Annotated in this window: 25 protein-coding genes and 1 pseudogene; 9 read left to right on the top strand and 17 right to left on the bottom strand. The window is 61.5% G+C overall.

The annotated features are described in order from the left end of the window. Nucleotides 1-136 precede the first annotated feature (136 nt). Nucleotides 137-1,420 carry an acyl-CoA dehydrogenase family protein gene (locus ACWKWE_RS03220; protein ID WP_483849600.1) on the bottom strand — a complete coding sequence of 428 codons (1,284 nt, stop codon included), beginning with the start codon at nt 1,418-1,420 and terminating at the stop codon, nt 137-139. Between the two features lie 275 nt (nt 1,421-1,695). Here ACWKWE_RS03220 and ACWKWE_RS03215 point away from each other — a divergent pair, with 275 nt between their 5' ends. The 3 genes from ACWKWE_RS03215 to ACWKWE_RS03205 are packed head-to-tail and all read left to right on the top strand — an operon-like array spanning nt 1,696 to nt 5,169. Then, the gene (locus tag ACWKWE_RS03215) at nt 1,696-2,685 is read left to right on the top strand and encodes an ABC transporter permease (RefSeq protein WP_166594383.1); all 990 of its coding nucleotides are present in this window, start codon (nt 1,696-1,698) and stop codon (nt 2,683-2,685) included. Further along, a complete protein-coding gene (locus ACWKWE_RS03210; RefSeq protein WP_483849599.1) occupies nt 2,682-3,533 on the top strand; it encodes an ABC transporter permease in 852 nt (283 codons plus the stop codon). The genes ACWKWE_RS03215 and ACWKWE_RS03210 overlap by 4 nt, the downstream gene beginning before the upstream one ends. Nucleotides 3,534-3,573: 40 nt before the next feature. Beyond that, nucleotides 3,574-5,169, top strand: a complete 1,596-nt coding sequence (locus tag ACWKWE_RS03205) for an ABC transporter substrate-binding protein (protein WP_483849598.1) — start codon at nt 3,574-3,576, stop codon at nt 5,167-5,169. Nucleotides 5,170-5,471: 302 nt separating this feature from the next. Here ACWKWE_RS03205 and ACWKWE_RS03200 read toward each other — a convergent pair whose 3' ends face one another. From ACWKWE_RS03200 to ACWKWE_RS03190, 3 genes are all read right to left on the bottom strand, one after another. Beyond that, nucleotides 5,472-5,873: an ExbD/TolR family protein gene (locus ACWKWE_RS03200; RefSeq protein WP_483849597.1), complete on the bottom strand. Its 402-nt coding sequence runs from the start codon at nt 5,871-5,873 to the stop codon at nt 5,472-5,474. Between the two features lies 1 nt (nt 5,874). After that, a complete protein-coding gene (locus ACWKWE_RS03195) occupies nt 5,875-6,597 on the bottom strand; it encodes a MotA/TolQ/ExbB proton channel family protein (protein WP_483849596.1) in 723 nt (240 codons plus the stop codon). A gap of 86 nt (nt 6,598-6,683) precedes the next feature. Further along, nucleotides 6,684-7,499 (bottom strand): energy transducer TonB, encoded by an 816-nt coding sequence (locus tag ACWKWE_RS03190; RefSeq protein WP_483849595.1) that lies wholly within the window; start codon nt 7,497-7,499, stop codon nt 6,684-6,686. A gap of 286 nt (nt 7,500-7,785) precedes the next feature. Here ACWKWE_RS03190 and ACWKWE_RS03185 point away from each other — a divergent pair, with 286 nt between their 5' ends. From ACWKWE_RS03185 to ACWKWE_RS03165, 5 genes are all read left to right on the top strand, one after another. Further along, complete coding sequence (locus tag ACWKWE_RS03185; RefSeq protein ID WP_483849594.1) at nt 7,786-8,766, top strand: aliphatic sulfonate ABC transporter substrate-binding protein; 981 nt, start codon at nt 7,786-7,788, stop codon at nt 8,764-8,766. 63 nt (nt 8,767-8,829) lie between these two features. After that, nucleotides 8,830-9,696: an ectoine/hydroxyectoine ABC transporter substrate-binding protein EhuB gene (ehuB, locus tag ACWKWE_RS03180; protein ID WP_483849593.1), complete on the top strand. Its 867-nt coding sequence runs from the start codon at nt 8,830-8,832 to the stop codon at nt 9,694-9,696. Nucleotides 9,697-10,162: 466 nt separating this feature from the next. Next, nucleotides 10,163-10,843, top strand: a complete 681-nt coding sequence (gene ehuC, locus ACWKWE_RS03175) for an ectoine/hydroxyectoine ABC transporter permease subunit EhuC (protein WP_483849592.1) — start codon at nt 10,163-10,165, stop codon at nt 10,841-10,843. Continuing rightward, nucleotides 10,840-11,490, top strand: a complete 651-nt coding sequence (ehuD, locus tag ACWKWE_RS03170; protein ID WP_483849591.1) for an ectoine/hydroxyectoine ABC transporter permease subunit EhuD — start codon at nt 10,840-10,842, stop codon at nt 11,488-11,490. The genes ehuC and ehuD overlap by 4 nt, the downstream gene beginning before the upstream one ends. Then, entirely contained in the window at nt 11,483-12,274 is a 792-nt protein-coding gene (locus ACWKWE_RS03165) for an amino acid ABC transporter ATP-binding protein (RefSeq protein ID WP_483849590.1), read from the top strand. Before ehuD ends, ACWKWE_RS03165 begins: the two co-directional genes overlap by 8 nt. Nucleotides 12,275-12,457: 183 nt before the next feature. Here ACWKWE_RS03165 and ACWKWE_RS03160 read toward each other — a convergent pair. The 5 genes and pseudogenes from ACWKWE_RS03160 to ACWKWE_RS03140 form a co-directional block, all read right to left on the bottom strand. Continuing rightward, nucleotides 12,458-13,219 (bottom strand): annotated as a pseudogene (locus tag ACWKWE_RS03160) (transporter substrate-binding domain-containing protein); the annotation flags it as partial. Between the two features lie 68 nt (nt 13,220-13,287). Further along, nucleotides 13,288-14,049 carry an amino acid ABC transporter ATP-binding protein gene (locus ACWKWE_RS03155; RefSeq protein WP_166594372.1) on the bottom strand — a complete coding sequence of 254 codons (762 nt, stop codon included), beginning with the start codon at nt 14,047-14,049 and terminating at the stop codon, nt 13,288-13,290. After that, entirely contained in the window at nt 14,046-14,705 is a 660-nt protein-coding gene (locus tag ACWKWE_RS03150) for an amino acid ABC transporter permease (protein WP_483849589.1), read from the bottom strand. The genes ACWKWE_RS03155 and ACWKWE_RS03150 overlap by 4 nt, the downstream gene beginning before the upstream one ends. Further along, nucleotides 14,686-15,351 (bottom strand): amino acid ABC transporter permease, encoded by a 666-nt coding sequence (locus ACWKWE_RS03145; protein WP_166594370.1) that lies wholly within the window; start codon nt 15,349-15,351, stop codon nt 14,686-14,688. Before ACWKWE_RS03145 ends, ACWKWE_RS03150 begins: the two co-directional genes overlap by 20 nt. After that, nucleotides 15,348-15,626, bottom strand: coding sequence for a hypothetical protein (locus tag ACWKWE_RS03140; protein WP_483849588.1), 279 nt, complete (start codon nt 15,624-15,626; stop codon nt 15,348-15,350). The genes ACWKWE_RS03145 and ACWKWE_RS03140 overlap by 4 nt, the downstream gene beginning before the upstream one ends. A 208-nt stretch (nt 15,627-15,834) precedes the next feature. Between ACWKWE_RS03140 and tauA the strand changes: the two genes are divergently transcribed. Further along, complete coding sequence (gene tauA / locus ACWKWE_RS03135) at nt 15,835-16,821, top strand: taurine ABC transporter substrate-binding protein (protein WP_483849587.1); 987 nt, start codon at nt 15,835-15,837, stop codon at nt 16,819-16,821. 156 nt (nt 16,822-16,977) lie between these two features. Here tauA and ACWKWE_RS03130 read toward each other — a convergent pair whose 3' ends face one another. The 8 genes from ACWKWE_RS03130 to ACWKWE_RS03095 all read right to left on the bottom strand — a co-directional run bounded on the left by ACWKWE_RS03130 (nt 16,978) and on the right by ACWKWE_RS03095 (nt 24,835). Further along, nucleotides 16,978-17,283 (bottom strand): DUF1883 domain-containing protein, encoded by a 306-nt coding sequence (locus ACWKWE_RS03130; protein ID WP_483849586.1) that lies wholly within the window; start codon nt 17,281-17,283, stop codon nt 16,978-16,980. 63 nt (nt 17,284-17,346) lie between these two features. Next, on the bottom strand, nt 17,347-18,117 hold the full coding sequence (locus ACWKWE_RS03125; RefSeq protein ID WP_166594366.1) for an ABC transporter ATP-binding protein: 771 nt from the start codon (nt 18,115-18,117) through the stop codon (nt 17,347-17,349). Continuing rightward, nucleotides 18,114-18,896, bottom strand: coding sequence for an ABC transporter ATP-binding protein (locus ACWKWE_RS03120; RefSeq protein WP_483849585.1), 783 nt, complete (start codon nt 18,894-18,896; stop codon nt 18,114-18,116). The genes ACWKWE_RS03125 and ACWKWE_RS03120 overlap by 4 nt, the downstream gene beginning before the upstream one ends. Further along, entirely contained in the window at nt 18,893-20,839 is a 1,947-nt protein-coding gene (locus tag ACWKWE_RS03115; RefSeq protein WP_483849584.1) for an ABC transporter permease, read from the bottom strand. Before ACWKWE_RS03115 ends, ACWKWE_RS03120 begins: the two co-directional genes overlap by 4 nt. Before the next feature lie 144 nt (nt 20,840-20,983). Beyond that, the gene (locus ACWKWE_RS03110; protein WP_166594363.1) at nt 20,984-22,204 is read right to left on the bottom strand and encodes an ABC transporter substrate-binding protein; all 1,221 of its coding nucleotides are present in this window, start codon (nt 22,202-22,204) and stop codon (nt 20,984-20,986) included. Nucleotides 22,205-22,330: 126 nt separating this feature from the next. Beyond that, entirely contained in the window at nt 22,331-22,954 is a 624-nt protein-coding gene (locus ACWKWE_RS03105) for an isochorismatase family protein (protein ID WP_483849583.1), read from the bottom strand. Further along, the gene (locus ACWKWE_RS03100; RefSeq protein ID WP_483849582.1) at nt 22,954-23,997 is read right to left on the bottom strand and encodes a 2,5-dihydroxypyridine 5,6-dioxygenase NicX family protein; all 1,044 of its coding nucleotides are present in this window, start codon (nt 23,995-23,997) and stop codon (nt 22,954-22,956) included. Before ACWKWE_RS03100 ends, ACWKWE_RS03105 begins: the two co-directional genes overlap by 1 nt. Beyond that, entirely contained in the window at nt 23,984-24,835 is an 852-nt protein-coding gene (locus ACWKWE_RS03095) for an alpha/beta fold hydrolase (RefSeq protein WP_483849581.1), read from the bottom strand. The genes ACWKWE_RS03100 and ACWKWE_RS03095 overlap by 14 nt, the downstream gene beginning before the upstream one ends. Nucleotides 24,836-24,839: the final 4 nt, after the last annotated feature.

Here is a 24,839-nt window from a genome sequence, read left to right as displayed (position 1 = left end):
TATTGCTGGCGTGGTGGACGTTCCTGGCCATCTAACAAGGATTGTGAAAAAGCGGTACCTGGTGGGGTCTTGCGCGTGGAGGTTCTGATGAACTCTGATTGTGTAAGGGGGTGGACGAATCCCTGTCCTGCTGACACTAAAAGACCAAACCTTCCCGCAGGTGAGTGGTCGTTTCATTCACATAATAATCACCGACGACTCGGGCTTTGTGCAGCAGCGGGTTGTGATTCAATACGGTGCGTATATTGCGCCAGTGACGATCAAAGTTATATTTGCGCGACGTGGCCGACCCGCCGCCTACTTCAAAGATGATTTCAGCGGAACGCAACGCTAGTTTGGCGACCACGACTTGCATCTGTGCATTACTGATCGATCCGTTGATTAATTGCTGATCCAGTGTTGCTGTAGCAACAGCCGCTGTTTCCGCCGACGCAAGTTGCACGTCGGCCACTGCAAACAACCCCAGTGAACTGTCGTTAAGTACACGGGCGGTATTGGCGATCAGTGCATCAACAGCGTAGGCATTGGCGGCGATCTCACCCACCACTTGCTGCACGAATTGATCGTCACGGGCGGTGTCTGCCGGGCTGTGCATGGCGGCGCGGGCCTGTTTGCGCACGTACGCCACGGCGTCTTCGCGAATGTTGCGCACCACCCCGGCTGCGCAGGCTGCCAAGTGCAATTGGCGCAGGCTGGAACAGTGACGGCCGACGTCGGCGTTGTGGCTGCGGGTCTTGATTTCGTTCGGGAAGACTTCGACGTTGTCCAGCAATACGCCGCCGCTGGCGGTCAGGCGCTGGCCCATGCCGTCCCAGTCGTCCAGTACGTTGATCCCGGCGCGGTCGGCGGGCAACAGCACGCTAATCAGTTTGCCGCTGTCATCGGTGGCGGAAAACGAGAGGAGGTCCGCGTAGGCCGAGCCCGTGGCGTACCACTTCTTGCCGTCGAGACGGTAGTGATCGCCCACCCGGGTGAGCCGCGTGAGGATGGTGCCCAGCGGCGCGCCGACCTCAGTGTGGGCCCCGGCGAACAGCTTGCCGTCGAGGATTTTGGCGATGTAATCACGCTTTTCAGCCGTGTCCGGGCTGTGAATGACTGCTTCGCTGAAATTGAAATGCGAGCGCAGCGCGTGAGCGACGTTGGGGTCGGCACTGGCCAGGGTGGTGATGAATTCGATGTAGTCCTGCACGCTGCCGCCCGGCCCGCCGAGGTCGCGAGGCACCCGCAGCGCGCCGAGTCCGGCTTCACGAATCAGCGCGAAGGCGGCGAATGGGAGTTCACGCTCCAGGTCTCGACGGGAAGCGTCTTTGGCCACTTCTTCCACCAGCGCCGGAATCCGCCCCAGCAACCGGGACAGCGCATCAGCAGATGAAGGTTCATGCCGGACTTGACCCGATTCAATGGAATGATTGAGTGCCACACGTGCCTCATCTAAACAATTTAAAGTAAGTGCACTGCCTGCAGGGGCAGCCCTATAACGTAGTTCGCGATGGGGCATGTATCCAAACTGACATCGCTGACAGGTGGCCGACAGTAATGTTCCCTCTTTCCTGCGTCAATCATCGACATGGAAAGTACGTATATCGTTTTTATCTATGCTTAGAGTGTCTGTTTGCATAACGTTATGCCCCTTTCGTGCATTGACAAAGGTTATAAGCAAACCGTTAATAGCGCCGCACGAAATGGAATCCTTTAATGAAGATATGGCTGACCCTGAGCCGCGCACTTTGGCGCGCGCTGCTGCATACCTTGCCCACGATGTTGGGCATTCTTTTGATCAACTTTCTATTGTTGCAACTGGCTCCCGGCGACGCCGCCGATGTGATGGCGGGCGAATCCGGTTCGGCAACACAGGAAAGTCTCGCGGCATTACGCAGCCAGTTCGGTCTGGATCAGTCGATCCCGGTGCAGCTCTGGCATTACCTGAGCAATCTGGCGCACTTGAACCTGGGCTACTCGCCTCGTTACGGCGCAACCGTGCAGGCGTTGATCACTCAGCGCCTTGGCACCACGCTGACGTTGATGCTGTTGGCGCTGTTCTTTTCCCTGCTGCTGGGCGTGGCCCTCGGCATGCTCATGGCCCGGTGGCAAGGGCGCTGGCCGGATCGCGTGCTGTCGGTGTGCTCGCAATTCTTCTATTCGGTGCCGGGATTCTGGATCGGCCTGATGCTGATCGTGGTGTTCTCGGTCAAGCTCGGCTGGCTGCCAACGGGCGGCGCAGGCACCATCGGCGCCGACCTGCACGGCTGGGCGGCTGTCGGCGACACCCTGCGTTTCATGGCGTTGCCTGCCAGTTCGCTGGCGTTGATCTACATCGCCATCTACGCCCGGCTGACCCGCGCCTCGATGCTCGAAGCCGGCGCCCAGGATTACGTGCGCACGGCGCAAGCCAAAGGCCTGTCGCCGTGGGTGATCACCTTCAAACACGTGCTGCGCAATGCCCTGCTGCCGATCACCACCATGGCCGGCCTGCACTTCGGCGGCATGCTCGGCGGTGCCGTGGTCATCGAAACGGTGTTCAGCCTGCCGGGGCTGGGGCGCCTGGCCTATGACGCGGTGATGGCCCGGGATTACAACGTGCTGCTGGGCATTCTGCTGATGTCCTCGCTGCTGGTGATCATCACCAACGTGCTGGTGGACCTGCTGCAAACCTGGCTTGACCCACGCATTCGGAGTCACCGATGAGCGCCCGCCGCAGCCTTGGGCTGCGCCGCTTTCTGCGCAATCCCACCGCATTGGCCGGTCTGGCCTTTCTGATGGTGATCACCCTGCTGGCGGTGTTCGCGCCGCTGATTTATCCCGGCGACCCGCTGGGCATGGAAGCCGACGCCTTGCTCTGGCCGGGGCAGGATTGGCATTACCCGTTGGGCACCGATGCGCTGGGGCGCGACGTCATGGCCGGGGTGGTCCATGGCGGGCGGGTGTCGTTACAAGTGGGCATCCTGGCCAGCCTGTTCGGCGTGCTGCTGGGCCTGAGCATTGGCGCGGTGGCCGGGTACTTCGGCGGCAAGCTGGATTACGGCCTGCAACGGCTGATCGAGATTTTCCAGACCATGCCCAGTTTCGTCCTGCTCGTCGCGCTGGTGGCCATCGCGCAGCCCTCAGTGCCGACGCTGATCTTCGCCATCGGGGTCATTTCCTGGCCCACCGTCGCCCGATTGGTGCGCGCCGAAGTGCGCTCGATTCGGGAGCGCGAATACATCCTCGCCGCCCGCAGCGTGGGGTACAGCCACCTGCGGATCATCGCGCTGGAAGTGCTGCCCAATATCTTGCCCACGCTGATCGTCACCACGTCGATCATGGTCGCCTCGGCGGTGCTGATGGAATCGGCGCTGTCGTTCATGGGCCTGGGCGATCCGAATCAGGTGAGTTGGGGCAGCATGATCGGCAGTGGCCGGGAGCAGATCCGCACCGCGTGGTACCTCACGGCGATTCCCGGTCTGGCGATCTTCCTGACCGTCCTGGCTTTCAACCTGATAGGCGACGGCCTTACCGACGCCTTCAACCCTTCCCGCGACCGGGCGTCCGAATGAGTCCGTCGCTGTCCTTCGTGCCCTTCTACGGAAACCCACCATGAGCCTGACTCGACGCCAGTTGCTGGTTTACGCCGGTGCCACCGCCACCCTCCTACAACTCACACCCCGCTTCTCCTTCGCCGATGAACCGCCCGTGCGCGGCGGCACCCTGAGAATGCACATCGCCATCGAGCCGCCGATTCTGGTCAACCTGACCCACACCGCAGGCGCCACCGTGTACATCGCGGGCAAGGTCACCGAAGGCTTATTAACGTACGACCTGGACCTGAACCCGAAACCGCAGCTGGCCACGGCCTGGACGGCGAGCGACGACGGCCTCGAATACACCTTCACCCTGCGTCAGGGCGTGAAATGGCACGACGGCCAGGACTTCACCGCCGATGACGTGGTGTTCTCCCTGCAAACCCTCAAGGCCTCCAACCCCCGAGGCCGGGCGACCTTTGCCAACGTCGCCAGCGTCACGGCGGTCAACCCGCATCTGGTGCAGCTCAAACTCAGCCAACCTGCGCCGTACTTGCTCAAGGCCCTGGCCGCCTGTGAATCGCCCATCGTGGCGAAACACGTGTACGGCGACGCCCGCCCGGAGACCCACGCCAACGCCACCGCGCCCATCGGCACCGGGCCGTTCGTGTTCAAGGAGTGGGTGCGCGGTAGCCATGTGATCCTCGAACGCAACCCGAATTACTGGGACGCGCCGAAGCCGTATCTGGACCGGGTGATCGTGCGTTTCATCGCGGACTCGGCGGCGACGGTGGCCGCGCTGGAAGCGGGGGAAATCGACATCTCCACGGGTGGCGTGCCCCTCAGCGACATCGAGCGGATCAAGACCAATCCGCGCCTGAGCGTCGATGATCGCGGCGAGCCCTACGTCAACAGCATCACCCGGATCGAGTTCAACTTCGACAACCCGTACTTGCAGAAACACGAGGTGCGCACGGCCATCGCCCACGCGATCAACCTGGACTTCATCCGCAAGACCATCTTCCTCGGCTACGGCAAACCGCTGTACGGGCCGATCAGCCCGGACATGGAAAACTTCTACAGCCCGGACCTGCCCCGCTACGCCTTCGACGTGGCCAAGGCCAACGAATTGCTGGACCAGGCCGGATTGCCGAAAGACAGCAGCGGCGTGCGCTTCAAGCTGACGCTGGACCCATTGCCGGGCCCTGAAACCTACCGGCGCACGGCGGACTACATCAAACAGGCGCTGGCGAAAGTCGGCATCCAGGTGACCCTGCGTTCCCAGGATTTCGCGACCTACGTGAAGCGGGTGTACACGGATCGGGATTTCGATTTCACGCTGAACGGCATGAGCAACCTGTTCGACCCGACCGTGGGCGTGCAACGGTTGTATTGGTCGAAGAATTTCAAGCCAGGGGTGCCGTTTTCCAATGGCGCGCATTACAGCAACCCGAAGGTCGACCAGTTGCTGGAAGCGGCCGCGATAGAGACGGACGTGCAGAAGCGCTTCGGGTTGTTTGCGGAGTTCCAGAAGGTTGTCGTCGAAGACTTGCCGGATCTGGGCGTCATGACCTTGGCCAACCCGGTGGTCTACGACAAGCGCGTGACTGATTTCTTCGTCGGCGCCGAGGGGTTGGGCGGGAACGGGGCGCAGATTTACCTCAAAGGTTGAGTGAAATCGCTCCCACTGGAATTCGACTCGCCACGCCATGTTTCGTGTGGCACGGGCTGAACTGGGGGAGCGAATTTATTCTGGGCGGCATTCCGACGAAGGTGTTTCAGGCGAAAGAGATGCAGCGGCTGTACTGACCTCTCGCGAATGAATTCGCTCCTACAGGGGGGCCGCGCTGCCGCACTGTTCGGCGTTTGGCGCGGACTCAGCTGTAGGAACGATCCATAAAAAAACAGGTTGCCCTCCGCCTGAGAAGCAACCTGTAAAAGCTTGAAGCATTCATGCGCTAACAGCGCTGGCGATCACTTGGCCGTGATCACCGACAACTTGGTAATCCCCGCCCTTTCAATCGACGCCATCGCCCGAGCCACCTCGCCATAATTCACACCGTTGTCCGCCTGTAATTGCACCCGCACATCGGCATTTTTGTCCTTGGCCGAACGCAGGTTGGTCTCCAGCAGATCCGGCTGAATCTCGTCCTTGTTGATGAACAATTTGCCCTTGTCATCGATGCTCACCACCAGCGGGTCTTTCTGTTCCACCGGGGCAACGGCTTCGGTCTTGGGCAGGTTGATCGGGATGGAGTTGGTCAGCAGCGGCGCGGTGACGATGAACACCACCAGCAGCACCAGCATCACGTCCACCAACGGCGTGACGTTGATTTCACTCAGCACTTCATCGCTGTCTTGTGTGGAGAAAGCCATCTCAGGACGCCTCCTTCACTTTCTGGCCCGCACCGGTGGCGCCGGATTTCAGTACCGGGTGCAGCAGCACGCGGAACGCATTTTTCTGCGCCAGGCTGTAGAAGTCGTGGGCAAAGTCATCAAGGTCCGCAGCGGTCAGTTTCAGACGACGCAGGTAATAGTTGTAAATCAGCACCGCTGGTACCGCGACAGCGATCCCGACGCCGGTCGCCACCAACGCCGCACCAATCGGGCCAGCCACGGTTTCCAGGCTCGCCGAGCCCGCCGCGCTGATGCCCTTGAGCGCCGACATGATCCCCCAGACGGTCCCGAACAGGCCGATGAAGGGCGACGTGCTGCCGATGCTGGCGAGGATGGCCAGACCGGTTTCCAGCGAACGACGCTCACGGACGATCTGCTGGCGCAGCGCGCGCTCAAGGCGATCCTGATGGTTGATGGCCTGGCTCAAGTCGGCGGCCTGCCCGCCTTCTAGCACCTGAATCGCGGCATAGCCCGCCAAGGCGACACGGGCCGCAGCACCGGGTTGGGTCTGGGCCAGTTCAGCGGCGGAATCCAGGCTCGACGCGGCCCAGAATTGCTTGTGGAATTTCTTGTCCTGCCCCTTGAGGCGAGCGAACTGCACACCTTTCAGCAGGGCCAGGCCCCACGTGGCGACGGAGAAGATAATCAGCAGCCAGATGACCGCGTGTTCAATGGAATCGAAGGGGGAAGCGATGAGGTTCATGTGAGGCTCTCCAACAAGGCAAGGGATCGTTGTAGCGATGCGCCTTTTGTCAGGTGGCCCGCGGTGTCACGAATGGGGGTTGAACGTTATTTGATCTTGAAATCGATGGGCACGCTGACCCAGCCGTCAATCGGGTCATTGCCCTGTTTGGCCGGGACGAAACTCCAGCGTTTCACCGCCGCTTGCGCAGCGTCGTCGAGCTGCTCATGGCCACTGCTTTTCTGGACCTGGATTTCGCTCGGCTTACCGGAGCCCAGCACATGCACACGCAGCAACACGGTGCCTTCCCAGTTACGCCGCATCGCCAGCGCCGGGTATTCCGGGGCCGGGTTATGCAGGTAGCCGGCGCTCGCGGAGGCCGGGGTGATGGGCGCCGGGGCGGGTGGAGCCGGCGGTGCAGGCGCCGCAACCGGTTGTGGCGGTGCGGGGGGTGCGGGCGGTTGCTCGACGGGCTTGGCCACCGGTTTAGGCACGGGCTTCACCACAGGTTTTGGCTTGGGAATCGGCTTGGGCGGCGGCGGTTTCACGGCCAGTTCGTCTTCCACCGGAGGCGGCGGTTCGACCACGGGTTGAGGAATCGGCTCGGGCGGTGGTGGCGGTGTTTCGACCACAGGCGGCGCGGGCTGGGAAAACTCGATGGTCATCGGCGGAATTTCTGGCGGCACCACCGGCAAGGCTGGCGTCGGGGTGCTGTTGACCCAGTAGATCACCGCGCCGTGCAAGACCAGCGCGAACGCACCGAGCAGCACGGCCTCTCGCCGACTCAGAATGCGCCGGGGCGTGGTGTGCAGCCGCGACAGCGCCAGCGGCCCTCGATAGACCCGGCCCAGGTCGAGCAGCTCGCCGCCCGGCGCCTGACGCCAGAGCACGTCCAGTGCATTGGCGGTTTGGGCATTACTCATGTGTCACTCCTGCATGTCCACTTAAGGGTGACAACGGCGTTCCAGAGCGTCTGACCTGCCGCAGTCACCTTCCGAATAATCCATGATTCGTTTTATCTCTTAAAAGAATATTTAGGTCGAAGACGCTTTGAATCAGGCATAAGCGATGCCCTGTCGCCGCGCTGAAATTGCTGAATAAGCTAATAGCCAGAAGGTATTTAAAGATTATTTCTTAGAACCCTATGATTCGGGGCTTGGCGTTCGCCACCGTTTACGTCGACCCACATACTTCGAGCACGAATCCATCATGCCCAGCCCTTCCGACACCCGCCGTACCCCGTTTCGCCGTCCGCTGTTCGCGGCGCTGAGTCTCGCCCTCGCCCTTGCGTTCGTTTTGCCGTCAAGCGCTCAGGCACGGGAGACGGTGCGCATCGGTTATCAGAAATCGTCGACGCTGATCACCTTGCTCAAGGCCCAGGGGACTTTGGAAAAAGCGCTAGGCAACGACAATATCGACGTCAGCTGGCACGAGTTCCCGAGCGGGTTGCCACTGCTGGAAGCGTTGAACATCGGCAACGTCGACATCAGCGCGGATGTCGCCGACACCGTGCCCATTTTCGCCCAGGCCGCTCAGGCCAAACTCACCTATTTCGCTGAAGAGTCGGCCTCCCCCCGTGCGCAGGCCATCGTCGTCTCCAAGGATTCGCCGATCCAGCAACTGGCCGACCTGAAAGGTAAGAAAGTCGCCGTGACCAAAGCGGCGGGCACCCATTACCTGTTGATCGCGGCGCTGAACAAGGCAGGCCTGACCTTCTCCGACATTCAGCCCGCCTACCTCACACCGGCTGACGGTCGAGCGGCGTTCGAGAACGGCAAGGTCGATGCGTGGGTCACGTGGGAACCCTTCCTGACCAGCGTTCAGCGCCAGTTGCCGACCCGCACCTTGACTGACGGCACCGGCCTGGCGAGCTACAAACGCTATTACCTGACCAGCACCGCGTACGCGGGCGCGCATCCGGAGGTGCTGAAGTTGGTGTATCAGCAGCTGCAGGAAGCGGGCAGCTGGATCAAGAAGAACCCTAAAGATGCCGCGAAAGTGCTGGGTCCGCTGTGGGGCAATCTGGACGTGGACACCGTGGAATCTGCCAACGCCCATCGCAGCTATCAGGTCGAGCCGGTGAAGGCTGATCAGTTGGGCGAACAGCAGAAAATTGCCGACGCCTTTTTAGCAGCGGGTTTGCTGCCCAAAGCCGTGGATGCCAAGGACGTGGGCATCTGGACGCCCTGATTCGTCGCCACTGGCTCAATCTCACGCAACCGATTTTCGTTCACTTCCTATCGAGCACTGTTCATGAAAGGCCTGAAATCGCTGTCTGCTGCAATCGGCTCCGCCGTGCTGTTCAACGCACTGTTCGCCTCCTCCGCATTTGCCGGTCTGCTGGAAAAAGGCCGCACCCAAGGCCTGACCGCTGGGATCGCCAACGAGCAACCTTACGCCTACATCGACACCACCGGCAAAACCGTCGGCGCCAACGTCGAGATTCTGCAAGCCATTCTCGGGCAACTGGGCATCAGCAAAATCGAAACCCCCATCACAGAATTCGGTTCGCTGGTGCCGGGACTGGCCGCAGGACGTTTTGATCTGATCGGCGCGGGCCTGTTCATCAATCCGGCGCGCTGCAAGGTGATCGGCTATTCCAACCCGGTGACCCGCTCGGGCGGCGCGTTCATCGTCAAGGCCGGCAACCCGCTGAAGCTCCACAGCCTCAAGGATGTGGCCGCCAACGGAAAAGCGCGACTGGCCACACAGCCGGGCAGCAACCAGGTGCAGGAAGCCAAGGACAGCGGTATCGCCACCAGCAATGTCGTGCTGCTGGACAAGGACACCGACGCCCTCGCCGCGCTGCAAGCCGGTCGCGTGGACGTGGTGTATTTCCCGGACGCGGAGATCATCAACCTGGTCAAGAAAGCCAACGACCCGGGCATCGAGCGCGCCCTGCCGTTCGACCAGATCCCCGACCCGGAAGGCAAACCCACCTGGAATTACCACGCTTACGGTTTGCCGAAAAACGACCCGGCATTCACCCAGGCCTTCAACGGCGAACTGGCGAAGCTGCGTGCCTCGGGTGAATTGCTGAAGATATTGCAGAAGTACGGCTACACCGAAAATGAATTGGCTCCGGCAGATGTGACGGCCGAGCAGCGGTGTAATCGTTAGTGCTTCGTCTGGCGTGGATTCAACTGTAGGAGCGAATTGATTCGCGAGCGCTGTGACAGACGCTGGAGATGCGTCGACTGTACCGCCCTCTTCGCGAATGAATTCGCTCCCACAGGGTTTCCGCGTCGCCACGCAATGTTTCGTCTGACGCGGACTGAATCTGTAGAAGCGAATTCATTCGCGAGCCGTGTGTCAGGCGCTAGAGATGCGTCGGTTATACCGGCCTTTTCGCGAATAAATTCGCTCCTACAGGGACTCCGCGTCGCCACGCAATGTTTCGTCTGACGCGGACTGAACTGTGGGAGCGAATTCATTCGCGAGCGGTGTTTCAGGCGCTAGAGATGCGTCGGTTATACCGGCCTCTTCGCGAATGAATTCGCTCCCACAGGGACTCTGCGTCGCCATACAAAGCGACGTCTGGCACAGGACGCTGCCTTTTCCGGCCCCAACCCACACGAGTACGGCCATGTTCTTCGATTCTCCCGCCGTGGAAACGGCACGTTTCATCGCTCATCAGCTGGCCAACGGCGCATGGGTCACGCTTCAGCTCACGTTCTTCGCTCAGTTGATCGTCATCGTGATGTCGTTCGTCATCGCCCTGATGCGGCTCTCGCCCTGGCGAATCCTGCGCTGGATCGCCACGGTCTACGTTGAAATCCTGCGGGGCATTTCGGCCCTCGTGTTGCTGTTTTACCTGTTCTTCATCCTGCCGCTGTTCGGCATCAGCCTGTCGCCGATGACCACCGGCATTCTCGGGCTGGGCCTGACCTTTTCCGCCTACGGTTCGGAGATCGTGCGCTCAGCCCTGAACAACGTCAGCCTCGGGCAGCGTGATGCCTTGCGGGCACTGGACTTCGACTCCATCACCGCCTTCCGCCGCATCGTGTTGCCGCAAGCCCTGCCCTTCATGCTGCCACCCATAGGCAATCAACTGGTCGAACTGCTGAAAACCACCTCGCTGGTGTCGTTGATCACTCTGAGCGACCTGACCTTTTCCGGCGGCCAGTTGATCACCACCCTCGGCCAACAAACGCTGATCTGGAGCATCGTGCTGGTGTGCTATTTCGCCATGGCCTGGCCGTTGAGTTGGCTGGTGAAACGCTACGAGCGCCACATCACGTCCTGGCGTCGCGGAGGTGCGAGATGATCTTCGACCCCGCATTCGCCTGGTCCATCGTCCCGGACCTGTTCGACGGTTTGCTGGTGACCGTGCAGGTGGTGATGCTGGGCTTCCTCCTCGCGACGCTGATCGGCCTGCTCCTGGCCATTGCCCAACGTTCCCGAAGCACCTCGGTTCGACGCCTGAGCAGTGCCTACCTGAGCTTTTTCCGCAACACGCCACTGATGGTGCAGCTGTATGTGCTGTTCTTCGCCCTGCCGCTGGCGGGCATCACGCTGCCAGCGATGTCCACGGGAGTGATCGGCCTGGGCCTGTATTACGGCTCGTACATCGCCGAAGGGTTTCGCGGCGCCATCGAAGGCGTTCCCGCCGGTCAATGGGAAGCGGCCCGGGCACTGGACTTTGACGCCACGACGACTTGGCGCCGCATCGTCTTGCCTCAGGCGCTGAAACCGATGGTGCCGGTGCTCGGCAACTACCTGATCGGCATGTTCAAGGAAACACCCCTGTTGGCGGTGATCAGCATTCCCGAGCTGTTCCAGGCGGCCAAACAGATCGCAGGCATGAGCTACCGCTACAACGAGCCGTACACAGTGATGGCGCTGATGTTCCTGGCCATCAGCATCCCCACTTCCCTGCTGTTCAAATACTTAGAAAGGCGCAGTCATGTCTGATCTCACCCACGGCCTCCCCCTCGCCTCGCCGCAAATCGTGCTCAACGGCGTGGTAAAGCAATTTGGTGAAAACCGGGTGATCGACCATCTGGATTTGAGCATTCCCCAAGGCCAGAAAGTCGCGCTGATCGGCCCCAGCGGTTCGGGGAAATCCACGGTTTTGCGCCTGATCAAAGGGCTCGAAACCTACCAGCAAGGGCGTATCGAAGTGGCGGGCGCCGACGTGCCTGCACGGTCCTCTGGCTGGCGCTGGCCGGGATCGAAGAAGGCGCCGGTGGTGCATCGGGTGGGGATGGTGTTCCAGCAGTTCAATCTATTCCCGCATTTGACCGTTCAGGAGAACGTGACGGAGGCGCCGTTTCGGGTGCTGAAACTGAGTCGCGAAGAGGCATTGACCCGCGCCCATGAATACCTGGGTTTGGTGGGGTTGAGCCACAAGGCCGACGCCTACCCGGCGCAGTTGTCGGGCGGGCAGCAACAGCGCGTGGCGATTGCCCGTGCGTTGGCGATGCGGCCGCAGGTGATGCTGTTCGATGAAGTGACCTCGGCCCTCGACCCGGAATTGGTCGGCGAGGTGTTGGCGGTGATTCGCGCCATTGCCCATGAGCAGCAGATGACCATGCTGCTGGTGACCCACGAAATGAAATTCGCCCAGGACATTGCCGACCGGGTGCTGTTCATGGAAGCCGGGAAGATCGTCGCGGACGGCACGCCCGATCAGATTCTCGTCAACCCGCAGAACGAGCGGACGCGGCGGTTTTTGAATGTGGTGGAGCGGCGTTGAACCCGTGACGACGTCTTCGCTGCCGTCGTAACCTCCGGCGTCTCCCACAGGAATCTTTGGCGTATCGAAGCGCTATGCCCGACGCTGAGCCTGTAGGCGCTTCTGGAGGTTACGACAGTGGCGAAAGCGGTAGGTCAGCCCCTAATCCAGCACTGACTCACCGCCCACGCGCTGGAAACGACCTTATGGCTTCCAGTCCCCACCTTCGACGATCACCGCCGCAGGGTCGGTGCCATCGGCCAGTTGGCTGCGCACGTACTGATCGTAGAGCTTGAGCAGGTATTTTTCCTTGCCCAGAGTGGCGAGTTCGGTGTTCACCCAATCACGCAGCTCGACGTTGCCTTTCTTCACCGCCGGTGCAATCGGTGCTTCGTCGCCCAGTTTCTGGGTCAGCACGCGGTAGCCGGGGTTTTGCTTGGCCCAGCTGAACAGCACCAGATTGTCCTGCGCGTAGGCATCACCGCGACCGTTGGCCAGGGCTTGCAGCGACTCGGAGTTTTTCTCGAACTTCAGCAGTTTCCAGTCCGGATGATTCTTGGTCAGCCAGATGTCCGCCGTGGTGCCGGTGGTGACGATGGTGGTCTTCTTGGCCAGGTCATCAAGGCTCTTCACGTCGCTCTTCTCCGGCACCAGCGCCTGCACCGCCACGCGCAGGTTCGGGTGGGTGAAGTCCACGACTTGGGCACGCTCCGGGGTCACGGTCATGTTGGCCAGGATCAGGTCAACCTTGTCGCTTTGCAGGAACGGAATACGGCTGGCGGGCTCGACCACCACGAATTCGATTTTCTTTTCGTCACCCAGCAAATCCTTGGCGAAACGGCGGCCCAGATCGGTGTCGAAACCGACGTAGTCACCCTTCTCGTTGACGAAGCCGAACGGCGGTTTGTCGCTGAACACGCCCACGACCAGCTTGTCGCGGGCCTTGATCTTGTCCAGATACCCCTCGGCATGGGCAGCGACGCTGCCCCACAAACCGAGGGCCAGCAGTGGGAAAACGAGGGCAGTTTTAAGGTTCACGATGCATTCCTTTTAGGCATATTTTCTACGTAGGAGAATTTCTCCAGAAACTGCTGCGCGCGTGCGGTCTGCGGGGAGCTGAAGAAGGTTTCGGGGTCGGCCTGTTCGACGATGCGGCCACCGTCCATGAACAGGACCCGGTCCGCCACCGCACGGGCAAAGGCCATTTCGTGGGTGACGATTAACAGAGTCATGCCGCTGCGCGCGAGGTCGAGAATCACCTCCAGCACTTCCTTGACCATTTCTGGGTCGAGGGCGGCGGTCACTTCGTCAAACAGCATGACTTTGGGGTTCATGCACAACGCACGGACGATGGCGATGCGTTGCTGCTGGCCACCGGACAACTCGCGGGGAAAGGCGTCGCGTTTGTCCAGCAGGCCGACCCGCGCCAACAGCGTTTCGGCTTGCTGCCGCGCCTCGGCCTTCGGGCGCTTCTGCACGTTGACCGGGCCCAGCAAAATGTTATCCAGCACGCTCATGTGCGGGAACAGGTGGTAGCTCTGGAACACCATGCCGATCTGCTGGCGAACGAGGCGCCAGTCGGTGTTGGCCGCCAGTTCACGACCGATGAAACGGTAGTGTCCGGCGTGGCCCGCTTCGAGCCCGTTCAGGCAACGCAGCAAAGTGCTTTTGCCACAGCCGCTGGGGCCGAGAATGACCAGCACCTCGCCCTCTTTGACCTGGAGATCGACGTCCTGCAACACCGGGACATCGCCAAAACGTTTACTGAAACCGGACAGCTCTATCAATGCACTCATGAGTGACTCCAGCGTCGCTCAAGCACACGGGAAGCGGCTGACAACGGGTAGCAGACGAGAAAGAAAAACAGGAACAGGAAGCCGTAGATCAGCACCGATTCGTAGGTGCGCTCGATGATCTGCTGGCCGATCTTGATCACATCGACCACGCCGATCAGCACCGCCAGCGAGCTGGTTTTGATGATGCGGGTGAACACGTTGATCATCGGCGGCGTCATGCGCTGCAAGGCTTGGGGCAACAAGACCCGGCCATACAAACCGGGCAGACCCAGACCGATGGCCAGACCGGCCTCGCGCTGGCCACGGGGGATCGAACGCAAGGCGCCGCGCACCACCTCGCCGGTTTCGCTGATGCCCCAGAGGGACAGCACCAGCACCGCGCACCAGAAGCCCGGAATGCTCCAGCCGAAAAAAATCGGCAGGCCGAAGAAGAACAGGTACAGCCACACCAGCACCGGAATCGCCCGAAACGCTTCCAGATAAATCAGCAGCATCGTGTCCAGCCAGCGAATGCCGAGATTGCGCAGCACGCCATACCCCAGGCCGCCGACACTGCTGAACACGATGGCCAAGGCGGAAATCCCCAGCGTGCGACCGATCCCCGTCAGCAGTTGCGGCGCCGACACCCAGAGCAACTCAAGACCCGAACTGGCCATGCTGGAGCCTCCTTTCAATCACGCGCAGCAACAGGGAAAGTGGCACAAACAGCAGCACACACAGACCGGTCATGACCGCGAGCATTTCGTAGGTCTTGTAGTAGAGCGCGATGTAATTCTTGGTGGTGTACAGAATCTCAGGCACCGCGACCGCCGAGACCACGGTGGTTTCCTTGAGCAGGAACACGAAGTTGGCGAACAATGCGGGCAGGCTGAGGATGCCCGCTTGCGGCAGGATCACATGCCGCAGCAACTGCCAGCGCGACAGGCCAATCGACAGGCCCGATTCGATCTGCGCCTTGGGCACCGCCGCGACACCGGCCCGCAGGATTTCCGTGAGGTACGCCCCGCCGAGAAAGGTCATGGCGATGATTGCCGAAGCAAACCCGGAGATGCGGATGCCGATGCTCGGCAGCGCGAAGTAGATGAAAAACAGCTGAATCAACAGCGGCGTGTTCCGCGCCAGTTCGACGTACCAGCGCACCAAGCGTTGCAGCACGGGCACTTCAAACACGGCGATGGCAGCGTTGATCAAGGCGACGCACAACGAGGTGGCGATGGCGATCAACCCGACTTGCAGGGTGACCCCCACCGCGACCAGAAACGCGGGCAAGGTGGACAGCGCAAAATCAACATCGAAACTCATGGCGATTCACGCGGGGGCAGGCAGCCCCAGGACGCAGGGAAAGACAACAACGGACACTCCTGAACGATCGGACACAATGCGCCGGACAGCGCATCGCGGGATGGATTCAGGGGATTGCAGGCTTTGTGCCATGCGTCATCAGCGCCGTTTTCAAGGCTTGCAGCCGCCGAATGACGGACGTAACTGTTTGTTTTAAAGCATTTTTGTTCGGTCGGTGTTGCTGGCGCAACAGCAGGTGAGCCGTCTTTCATGTTTGAAACGTCGATCGATCGCATGATGCGAACTTCGCGCCATCTATAGCCGTTGCACGTCACAAGCCGACCGCCTCAATGGCGCCATGAAAAGCGTATGATTCGACCAGCAGATACGCCTAAGCTAATGCCAAAATGATATTTAAAACAAAATTCATAGAACCTTATGCTCCATGCCTGACCGCCGTTCGCTGTGACCGGCGCCGACTTTCAACCAAGGCATCGACCCCCCATGATCAAGACACATTGGACGGCCCCTCTCTCTTTGGCATTGAGCGTGTTTGCGTTCTCAATGGCCGCCCAGGCCGCTGACCTCACGTTCGGCTACATCACCGGCATTGACCCGGTGAAGCGCGCCATCGCCGACGGTGAGTACGAAAAAGCCATCGGCCAGAAAATCGACTGGCGCCAGTTCGATGCAGGCCCTGCGGTGATTGCGGCGATGGCCTCGGGTGACGTGCAGATCGGCAATTTGGGGTCGAGTCCGCTGGCAGCGGCGGCGTCGAGAAAAGTGCCGTTGGTGGCGTTCATCGTCACCTCGCAGATTCAAAGTTCCGAAGCGCTGGTGGTGCGTAATGGCAGTGGCATCGACAAGCCGGAAGACCTGATCGGCAAGAAAATCGCCGTGCCGTTCGTGTCCACCTCGCATTACAGCCTGTTGGGTGCGCTGAAACACTGGAACATCGATCCGAAGAAAGTGACGATCCTCAACCTCACCCCGTTGCAGATCACGGCGGCGTGGAAACGTGGCGACATTGATGGCGCGTTCACGTGGTCACCCGCGCTGGGGGAAATCCGCAAGACGGGCAAGATTCTGACCGACGCCGGGCAAGTGTCGCAGTGGGGTTCACCGACGTTTGAAGTCTGGGTCGCCCGCAAGGATTTTGCCGAGAAACACCCGGACGTCGTCGCCAGTTTTGCCAAGGTCAGTCTGGCCGCCATTGCGGATTACACGGCCCATCGTAGCGAGTGGACGGCTGATTCTGTGCCGGTCAAGACCATCGCGCGGTTCACGGGTGCCAATGCAGCGGACGTGCCTGAGCTGCTGGACGGCTCGCACTTCCCGACAGCAGCGGAACAGAAATCGCCTGAATTGTTGGGTGGCGGAACCGTGACCGCGATTGCCAAGACGGCGGAGTTTTTGAAGGATCAGGGGAAGATTGAAAGCGTACTGCCGGATTATTCGGCGTATGTGAGTGAGCAGTTCATTGCCAAATAGGTGACCGCTTCCACAATCGAGGAATGCCGGCGACGGTGATTCCTGGAGGAGCGAATTTATTCGCGAGAGGCCCGTTTGGTCGACGGATCGGCATTGCCTGACCCACCTTCGCGAATGAATTCGCTCCCACAGCTCTGTTGTAGGGCGCCCGCAAGGTTATCGAGGCATTCCACCCGAGGACCGCCTGACAATCTTGATCGAATGCTTGATGTTGGGCTTGCGCGTCACGCTGATTGCCCGTCTGGTCACGGTGTCCAGCGTGATGTTCCAGAACCCGCTGCTCGGCACCACGATTTTCGCCGGGAAGCGGTCGAACGCGCCGCCGTGGTAGGTGTGCCGACCGCCGTTCTTGAAGCTGCGAAAGTTCGCGTCGCTCATGAGGCGGATGTTGCACACGCCCGACGACTCGATGACCACGATGTCACCTTCATTGAGGTGCTCGCGCTGATGGATGTATTTCATGGGAAACCACAGACAGGACAGACAAGCCGCGAGAATATCACGGTCGCCTGCCCCGCTCCCCGGCTACATCGTCAGGTACGCCTTGCGTACCGCCTCGTTTGCCGCCAGTTCCGCCATGCTGCCCTCGTAGCGCACCAGCCCCTTTTCCAGCACGTAGGCCCGGTCCGACACCAGCCCGGCAAAGTGCAAATTTTGCTCGGACAACAGAATGCTCGCGCCTTTGGCTTTCAACGCCAGGATCATGTGCGCCATCTGCTCGACAATCACCGGCGCGACCCCTTCTGACGGCTCATCCAGCAGGATCAGAAACGGATTGCCCATCAGCGTGCGCGCCACGGTCAGCATCTGCTGTTCGCCGCCACTCATTTGCCCGCCTGGCCGGTCCTGCATGGCGCCGAGGTTGGGAAAGAACTCGAACAGTTGCTGAGGCGTCCAGTTCAGCGCCTCGGTGCCGTCCGGCCAATGCCGGTTGGACTGACGCCCCACTTCCAGGTTCTCGGTCACGGTCAGGTGAGTGAACACGCGCCGGTCTTCAGGGACGAACCCCAGCCCCAGCCGCGCCCGCTCGAACGGCGCCAGGGCCGAGATGTCCTGGCCCATGAAGTGAATGCCACCCTGACGCCGCGCCAGCATGCCCATCAATGCCTTGAACGTGGTGGACTTGCCTGCGCCATTGCGCCCCATCAGGGCCACGACTTCGCCGCGTTTGACGTTGAGATTCAGGTCGTACAGCACCTGGGCGGCCCCATACCAAGCGTTGAGGCCGGTGACTTCCAGGAGGGATTCACCGACTGAAGCGGACTCCGGACGTTGCGAGGACAGCACTGCGTTCATACCTGCACCTGCGACTGAGCGATTTCGTTTTCGAACGTCTTGCCGGTGCCGAAATACACTTCCTGCACCTTCGGATGATTACGGATGTACTGCGCGTCACCCTCGGCAATCAAACGCCCACGGGCCAGCACGATCATCCGGTCGGCGTAGGCGAAGACCACGTCCATGCTGTGCTCGGTGAAGAGCACGGCCATCTTGCGCTCCACCACCAGCCGCTTGGTCAGCGCCATCAGGTCGTTGCGTTCTTCCGGCCCCATCCCCGCCGTGGGTTCGTCCATCAGCAGCAGTTTTGGGTCGTTGGCCAGCCCCATTGCCAGTTCCACCCGCTTGACGTCGCCGTACGCGAGTTCGCTGCACGGACGTTCGGCGTGCCGCTGCATGCCGACCTGAGCGAGCAGGTCCATGGCCTCTTCGCGGTACTGTCTGCGCGCCGAGGTGAACAACGAAAAGCCTTTGCCGTGATGTGAAAGCAACGCCATCTGCACGTTTTCCACCACGGTCAGCGAGGCGAAGGTTTCGGCGATCTGGAAGGTGCGGCCCACCTGCATGCGGCAGATGTCGCGCGGGCGTTTGCCCACCAGTTCCTGCCCCAGCAGACGGATCGAACCGCCCGAGGCCTTGAGCTGGCCGCCGACCATGTTGAAGGTGGTCGATTTGCCTGCGCCGTTGGGGCCGATCAAGGCCAATAGCTCGCCTTCGTGCAGGTCGAAGTTGATGCCGTCAACGGCACGGACGCCGCCGAAGGACTTGTTCAAATCACGTACTTGCAGAAGGGTCATGCCTGTTTCTCCATCACCGTGGTAACGCTTGCCTCATGCGCAGGCGACCGGGATCGCCACGCGTGCCACCACCCGCCCACTTGTTGAAAGAACCCGGCGATGCCCTGCGGAAAGACCAGGACCAGCAACAAGATTACGCCGCCGAACACGGCACGCCAGTAGTCGGTGGCGCGCATGATCGAGTCCTGCAAGACACTGAAAACACTGGCCCCGACCACCGGCCCCAGCAGGTTCTGAATGCCGCCGAGCAGGACCATCACCAGCCCGTCCACGGACTTGCCGACCGCCATGGCGTCCGGCGAGATGCTGCCTTTGGAGAAGATGTACAGCGTGCCCGCCAGCCCGGCGAACACCCCGGCGATGACGAACGCCAGCCATTGCACGCGTTTGACGTCGATGCCGATGGCGTCGGCGCGCAAGGCTGAATCCCGCGCCGCCCGCAGGCTGTAGCCGAACGGCGCGAACAGGATGCGTCTGACCAGAAAAATACTCACTGCCACCAGAAAAAGCGTCAGGTAGTAATAGCGCGTGCCGTCGAGCCAGGCCGACGGCCAAATGCCGGTGATGCCGTTGGAGCCGCCGGTGACGTCCTCCCACTGAAACACCACCGACCAGACGATCTGCGAGAACGCCAGCGTCAGCATCGCCAGGTACACCCCCGACAAGCGCACGCAGAACCAGCCGAAGACGAACGCGCCCAACCCCGCCACCAGCGGCGCGAAAGCAAAGGCCATCGGCATGGGCATCGTCAGCACCTTGAACAGAATCGCCGCGCCGTACGCTCCCAGCCCGAAGTACGCGGCATGGCCGAACGAGTGCATGCCACCGGGGCCCATGATGAAGTGCAGGCTCACCGCGAACAGCACGGTCACCAGCACGTCTTGAGTCAGCACGCTGGCATAAGGCAGCCAGGTCGAGAGCAGCGGCAGCACGGCCAATACCAGCAACACCCCACCGACCAGCCATTTGAACGAGGCCGAACCCGGTCGCATCGGGGCTTCTACCGGCGCCGAGTTGCGGCTGGTGGCTTGCGGTTTGCCCATCAGGCCCCACGGCCGGATCACCAGCACCACGGCCATGACCAGAAACTCGATCACCAACGTGAGCTTGGAAAACGACACGCTGATGCCGAACAGGGTGACCGACCCCAGGCCGATGCACAGCGCCTTGATTTCGGCGATCAGCAGGGCCGCGACATAAGCCCCCGGCAACGAACCCATGCCGCCCACCACCACGATGACGAAGGCCTCGCCGATGGTGCGCAAATCGAGGGAAAGGCTGGCCGGTTCGCGGGGCAACTGCACCGCGCCGCCGAGCCCCGCTAGCATCGCGCCCAACGCGAAGACACTGGTGAACAACCACGCCTGATTGACGCCGAGGGCGCCGAGCATTTCCCGGTCCTGGGTGGCGGCGCGGACCAGCACGCCCCAGCGGGTGCGCACCAGCAACAGCCACACGAGACCGAGCACAACCGGCCCGATGGCGATCAGGAAAAAGTTATAGGTGGGGAACTGACGCCCCAGAATATCGATGGAGCCGGACAACCCCGGTGCACGACGACCGAGCAGCTCTTCCGCGCCCCAATAGCCGAGCACCGCGTCGTTGATGACCAGCACCAAGGCGAATGTGGCCAATAACTGGAACAGCTCCGGCGCCTTGTAGATGCGGCGCAGCAGAACGATTTCCACCACGGCGCCAATCAGGCCCACGGAAATCGCCGCCAGCGCCAAACCGAGCCAGAACCCGGCCGCGCCCATCGACCCCATGAGGTGTTCGACGATGGAATAGGCGATGTACAGCCCGAGCATGTAGAACGAGCCATGGGCGAAGTTGACGATGCGGGTCACGCCGAAGATCAGCGACAACCCCGCCGCCACCAGAAACAGCGACGACGCTTCGGCCAGGCCGTTGAGTAACTGTGAAAATAACGCTGAAAAGTCCATGACGCCCTCGATCTGGAGGTGGAACGGTGTTGCTGATGCGTCGATCGCTGTAGCAACACGGCTTGTCGGCAATGGCGTCCGTGAGATCACCACCGCCGACGAGTCGTGCCGCTACGCCCTTCGGGCAGAATCACCTACCACGAATCACTCGGCCGGACGCAGTTTGCGCACGTCATCATCGGAAGGCAGGAGCGTGTCGCCCGGCTTGAAGGTGTAATCCACCATCACGCCCGCACCGTCCTTGACCGCCAGCTTGCCGACGTACAAACCCCAGGTCGCCTGGTGGTCGATCTTGCGGTACTCCAGCGGGCCGTCCGGGGTGTTGACCTTCAGGCCGCTGAACGCATCGACCAAAGACTCGGAGTCCGTCTTGCCGCCCGCCGCCTTGATCCCGGCCGCGATGGACTGGATCGCCGAATAGCCGATGTCCGAGCCGAAGCGCAGGTTCTCGGTGCCGTATTTGGCGTGATACGCCGCAACGAAGGCTTTGTGCGCCGGGGTGTCGATGCTGTACCAGGGGTAGCCGGTGACGGTCCAGTTCGGCGGAATCTCGTCCTTCAGCGGTTCCAGGTATTCCGGCTGACCGGTGATGATGCTCAGCACCGGCAGTTGCTCGCCAAAGAAGCTGCGGGTGGTGCCTTCGCGAATGAACTTCGCCAGGTCAGCCCCGAACAATGCGTTGAACAGCGCATCCGGTTTCGAGTCCACCAGGGCCTGCACCACGCTGCCCGCATCGACCTTGCCGAACGGCGGCGCCTGCTCGGTCACGAACTCCACATCGGGTTGACGGGCCTTGAGCAAGGTCTTGAACGCGCTGGCGGCCGCGGTGCCGAACTCGTAGTTGGGGTACACCAGCGCCCAGCGTTTCTTGTGCAGCTTGACGGCTTCGTCCACCAGCGCCGAAGTCAGCATGTAGGTCGAGGCGTCGAGGCGGTACGTGTAGCGGTTGCCCGCGCTCCAGACGATGTTGTCGCTGAGGGCTTCGGTGATCAGCACGAAGCGTTTTTTCTGCTTGGCGTAGTCTGACAGCGCGGTGCCGATGTGGGCGTAAAACGCACCGGCCAGCACATCGACGTGCTCGCGGTTGATCAGGTCTTCGGCCTGACGGATCGCGTCGCCAGGGTTGGCATTGTCGTCGCGGGTGATCAGCTCCAGTTTCTTGCCGTTGACACCCCCTGCCGCGTTGATCTGTTCAACGGCCAGTTCCATGCCCTTCTTGTAGCCGTCGGTGAACACCGGCTGGGATTTGTAGCTGTTGATGTCGCCAATCTTGATGGTGTCCGCCGACCAGGCAGCGCCGCTGACGATCAAGGCGATCACGCCCGCCAACAGGTTCGATTTCGTGAAACGTGCACGCATGTTCATGGTGTTCTCCAAGCTGATCAGGTGAAAGGCTTGCACAGCATTAGGGCGTTCCAGGCTCGGACCACCGTTATTAAACGGGCAGTTAATTAAATAGCAACGCGTGTGCCAGATTGGCTTGTTGTAGGGTCAGGCGTTGTCCAGCAGCGCCAGCGCTTCGGTCATCGGCTTGACCACGGCGTACTTCTGCGCCAGGTCGAACAGGTTGGCGTCATGGGGGCCGATGGCTCGATCGCCCACGCAGTCACTGACCACCAGGGGCCGGAATCCATGGTTCAGCGCGTCGAGCACACTCGCCCGCACACACCCACTGGTAACCGCGCCGGCCACCAGCAACGTGCGCACGCCTCTGAACGTCAGCCATGCGGCGAGATCGGTGCCGAAGAATGCCGACGGCAGGGTTTTGCGCACCACCAGCTCGCCTGACACGGGGGACAGCTGCGCCACAATGGCGCTACGGGGTGCGTGTTCGGTCAGCGTCAGCATCGACGGCACCTTGAGCGAGAACACGTTGGCGTCCGCCCCGTCGTCGGCAAAAACGATCCGCGAATGGGCAACCGGCCAGCCCTGTGCCCGTGCGTGGGCCAGCAGGTGTTCGGTCTGCGCGATGGCCTGGGGAATGTTGCCGCCTCCAAAAATCTCGGGGTCCGCGAAGCCTTCCACCAGATCGACGATCAGCAACGCGTAAGGCGCGGGCAATGCCATGTCGGCACCGAAGCCCTGACGTTGGTAGCTTTCAAGATCGTTGCTCATCACAGCGGCTCCTCGTTGATCACCTTGCCTGCCTCGACCACCATCCGGTCGTCCAGTGAAACCGTGCAGCCGCGCAGGGGAATGTCGATGTGACACGCCGTCGTGCGCGACCCGCCCGCCTCATTGTTCGGCCCCAGTGAAAACAGGAAATTGCCCTCGTACGCCCGCGCATCCATGCCGATGTGTGCTTCGCGATCCAGCAGCCCCAGCGTTGACCAGCGCGCCCGGGGTTGCAGCCCCCAGCCGATGTGAGAAATGGCGTAGGCCTCCGGGTCGGCGAAGCTTTCCATGTAATCGCGCAGCAATGCCGCGTCGACGCCGCCTTCGATGACCGTGGCGTAGCCAGCCTCGACGGTCAGCACGATGGGGTCCTGCACATAACTTTTGTGCGGCAAGAGGATGTCGCCCCGGTCGATGACGATGGTGCCGCTGGCCTGCAATTCATTGGGCCACGTCAGCACGAAGCCGCTCGGCCAGTGATCCCAGCGCCCCGGTGCATCGACGAAGCCGTATTCACTGATTGCCGGAAACTCGCCCAGCGGACAGGACAGTGACGTTCCGGCAGGCGACGTGACGGTCATCCGGCTGGCCTGCTCGATCTTCGCCGCAGCGGCCATGACCCGCGTGCGATCCGCTTCGGTCGGCACCATGCGCGCAAGAATTTCCGGCGGCTCGACCGCCAGCAGGATCTTCGTGCCGCCAGCGAGAATGTCGTGCTGCTCGGGAGAGAACAGCAACGTCATCAGGTCCAGCACCAGGTCGCTGGCTTTCAGGGCGGCCATCGCTGGCTTGTTGCCGGTCAACGGCGTGGTGCCGAGATAGGCCAGCGGGTCGCGGCTGAGGGAGCGTTCGCCATTGACCGGGGCCAGGTCGAGACGGCTGATCACCGCGCCCAGCGATTGGCACGCAATCTGCGCGGTGCGCAAGGTTTGCGGATGGGTGTCGGCGCCCGTGAGGATCGTCACGGCTTGCCCCGCTTGCAACTTCGAGAGGCGCAACACCTGGGTCCAGGCCTCGATCATCGTGAAATCACTGACGGCCATGACGTGCACCCTCCTCGCTCAATGACGCGCCAAGAAAATCCCCCAGCGCGGTGTAGAAACCTTCCTCGTTGTCCCAGGGAATCATGTGACCGGCATCGGCGACGCGCACATGGGCCAGCGTTGGCAACAGCGCCTGGCATTCGGCGACGTCATCGTCCTTGACCACCTCGCCCCTGGCGGCCGTGACCAGCAACGCCGGGCAATCAATGGCGGCGACGTTTTCCACCACCGCGTCGTCGTGAAAGCCATTGAAACTCGCGAGGATCGCCCGCTCGTCACAGGTGTGCAGCCACTGGGCACGCAAGGCCAATTGAGCCTCGGTCCAGGTGGGGCAAAAGGCGCGCATGTCGGCGGCGCTCATGCCGACCTTGGCCTGGCGAATCGAATCGATGTACCACGGCAGGTGTGCCGGATAAGGCCGACGCCCCGGCCCGGAAACAGGCGGGTCCACCAGCACCATCCGGGTCATGCCATCGGCGCCGGACGCCTTGGCCCTCAAGGCGATTCGCGCACCCATCGAGTGACCGACCACGCTGTAACGCTTGATGCCCAGTGCGTCGGCGAACGCGACCAGATCCGCCGCTTGGGCGTCGAGGCTGTAATCCAGCGCGTCACCGGATTCCGAAAGCCCGCGCCCGCGCACGTCCAGCACGTAGGTGTCGAAGTGGCTGGCAAAGCGCTCGGCGACAAAGCCCCAGGTGACCGCCGGGCTGGTGATGCCCGGCACGATGATCACCGGGTCGAGCCCCTCGGCTGCACCCTCCGGTGGCCCGTAACGCAAATAATGCTGGCGAATCCCGTTGGCGTGCACCTGCCCACCGTAGCGAAGATGACTCATGGCA

Source organism: Pseudomonas salicis (assembly GCF_057128705.1).
The sequence above is the reverse complement of the archived record's forward strand: the minus strand, read 5'-3'. Positions and strand labels throughout refer to the sequence as shown.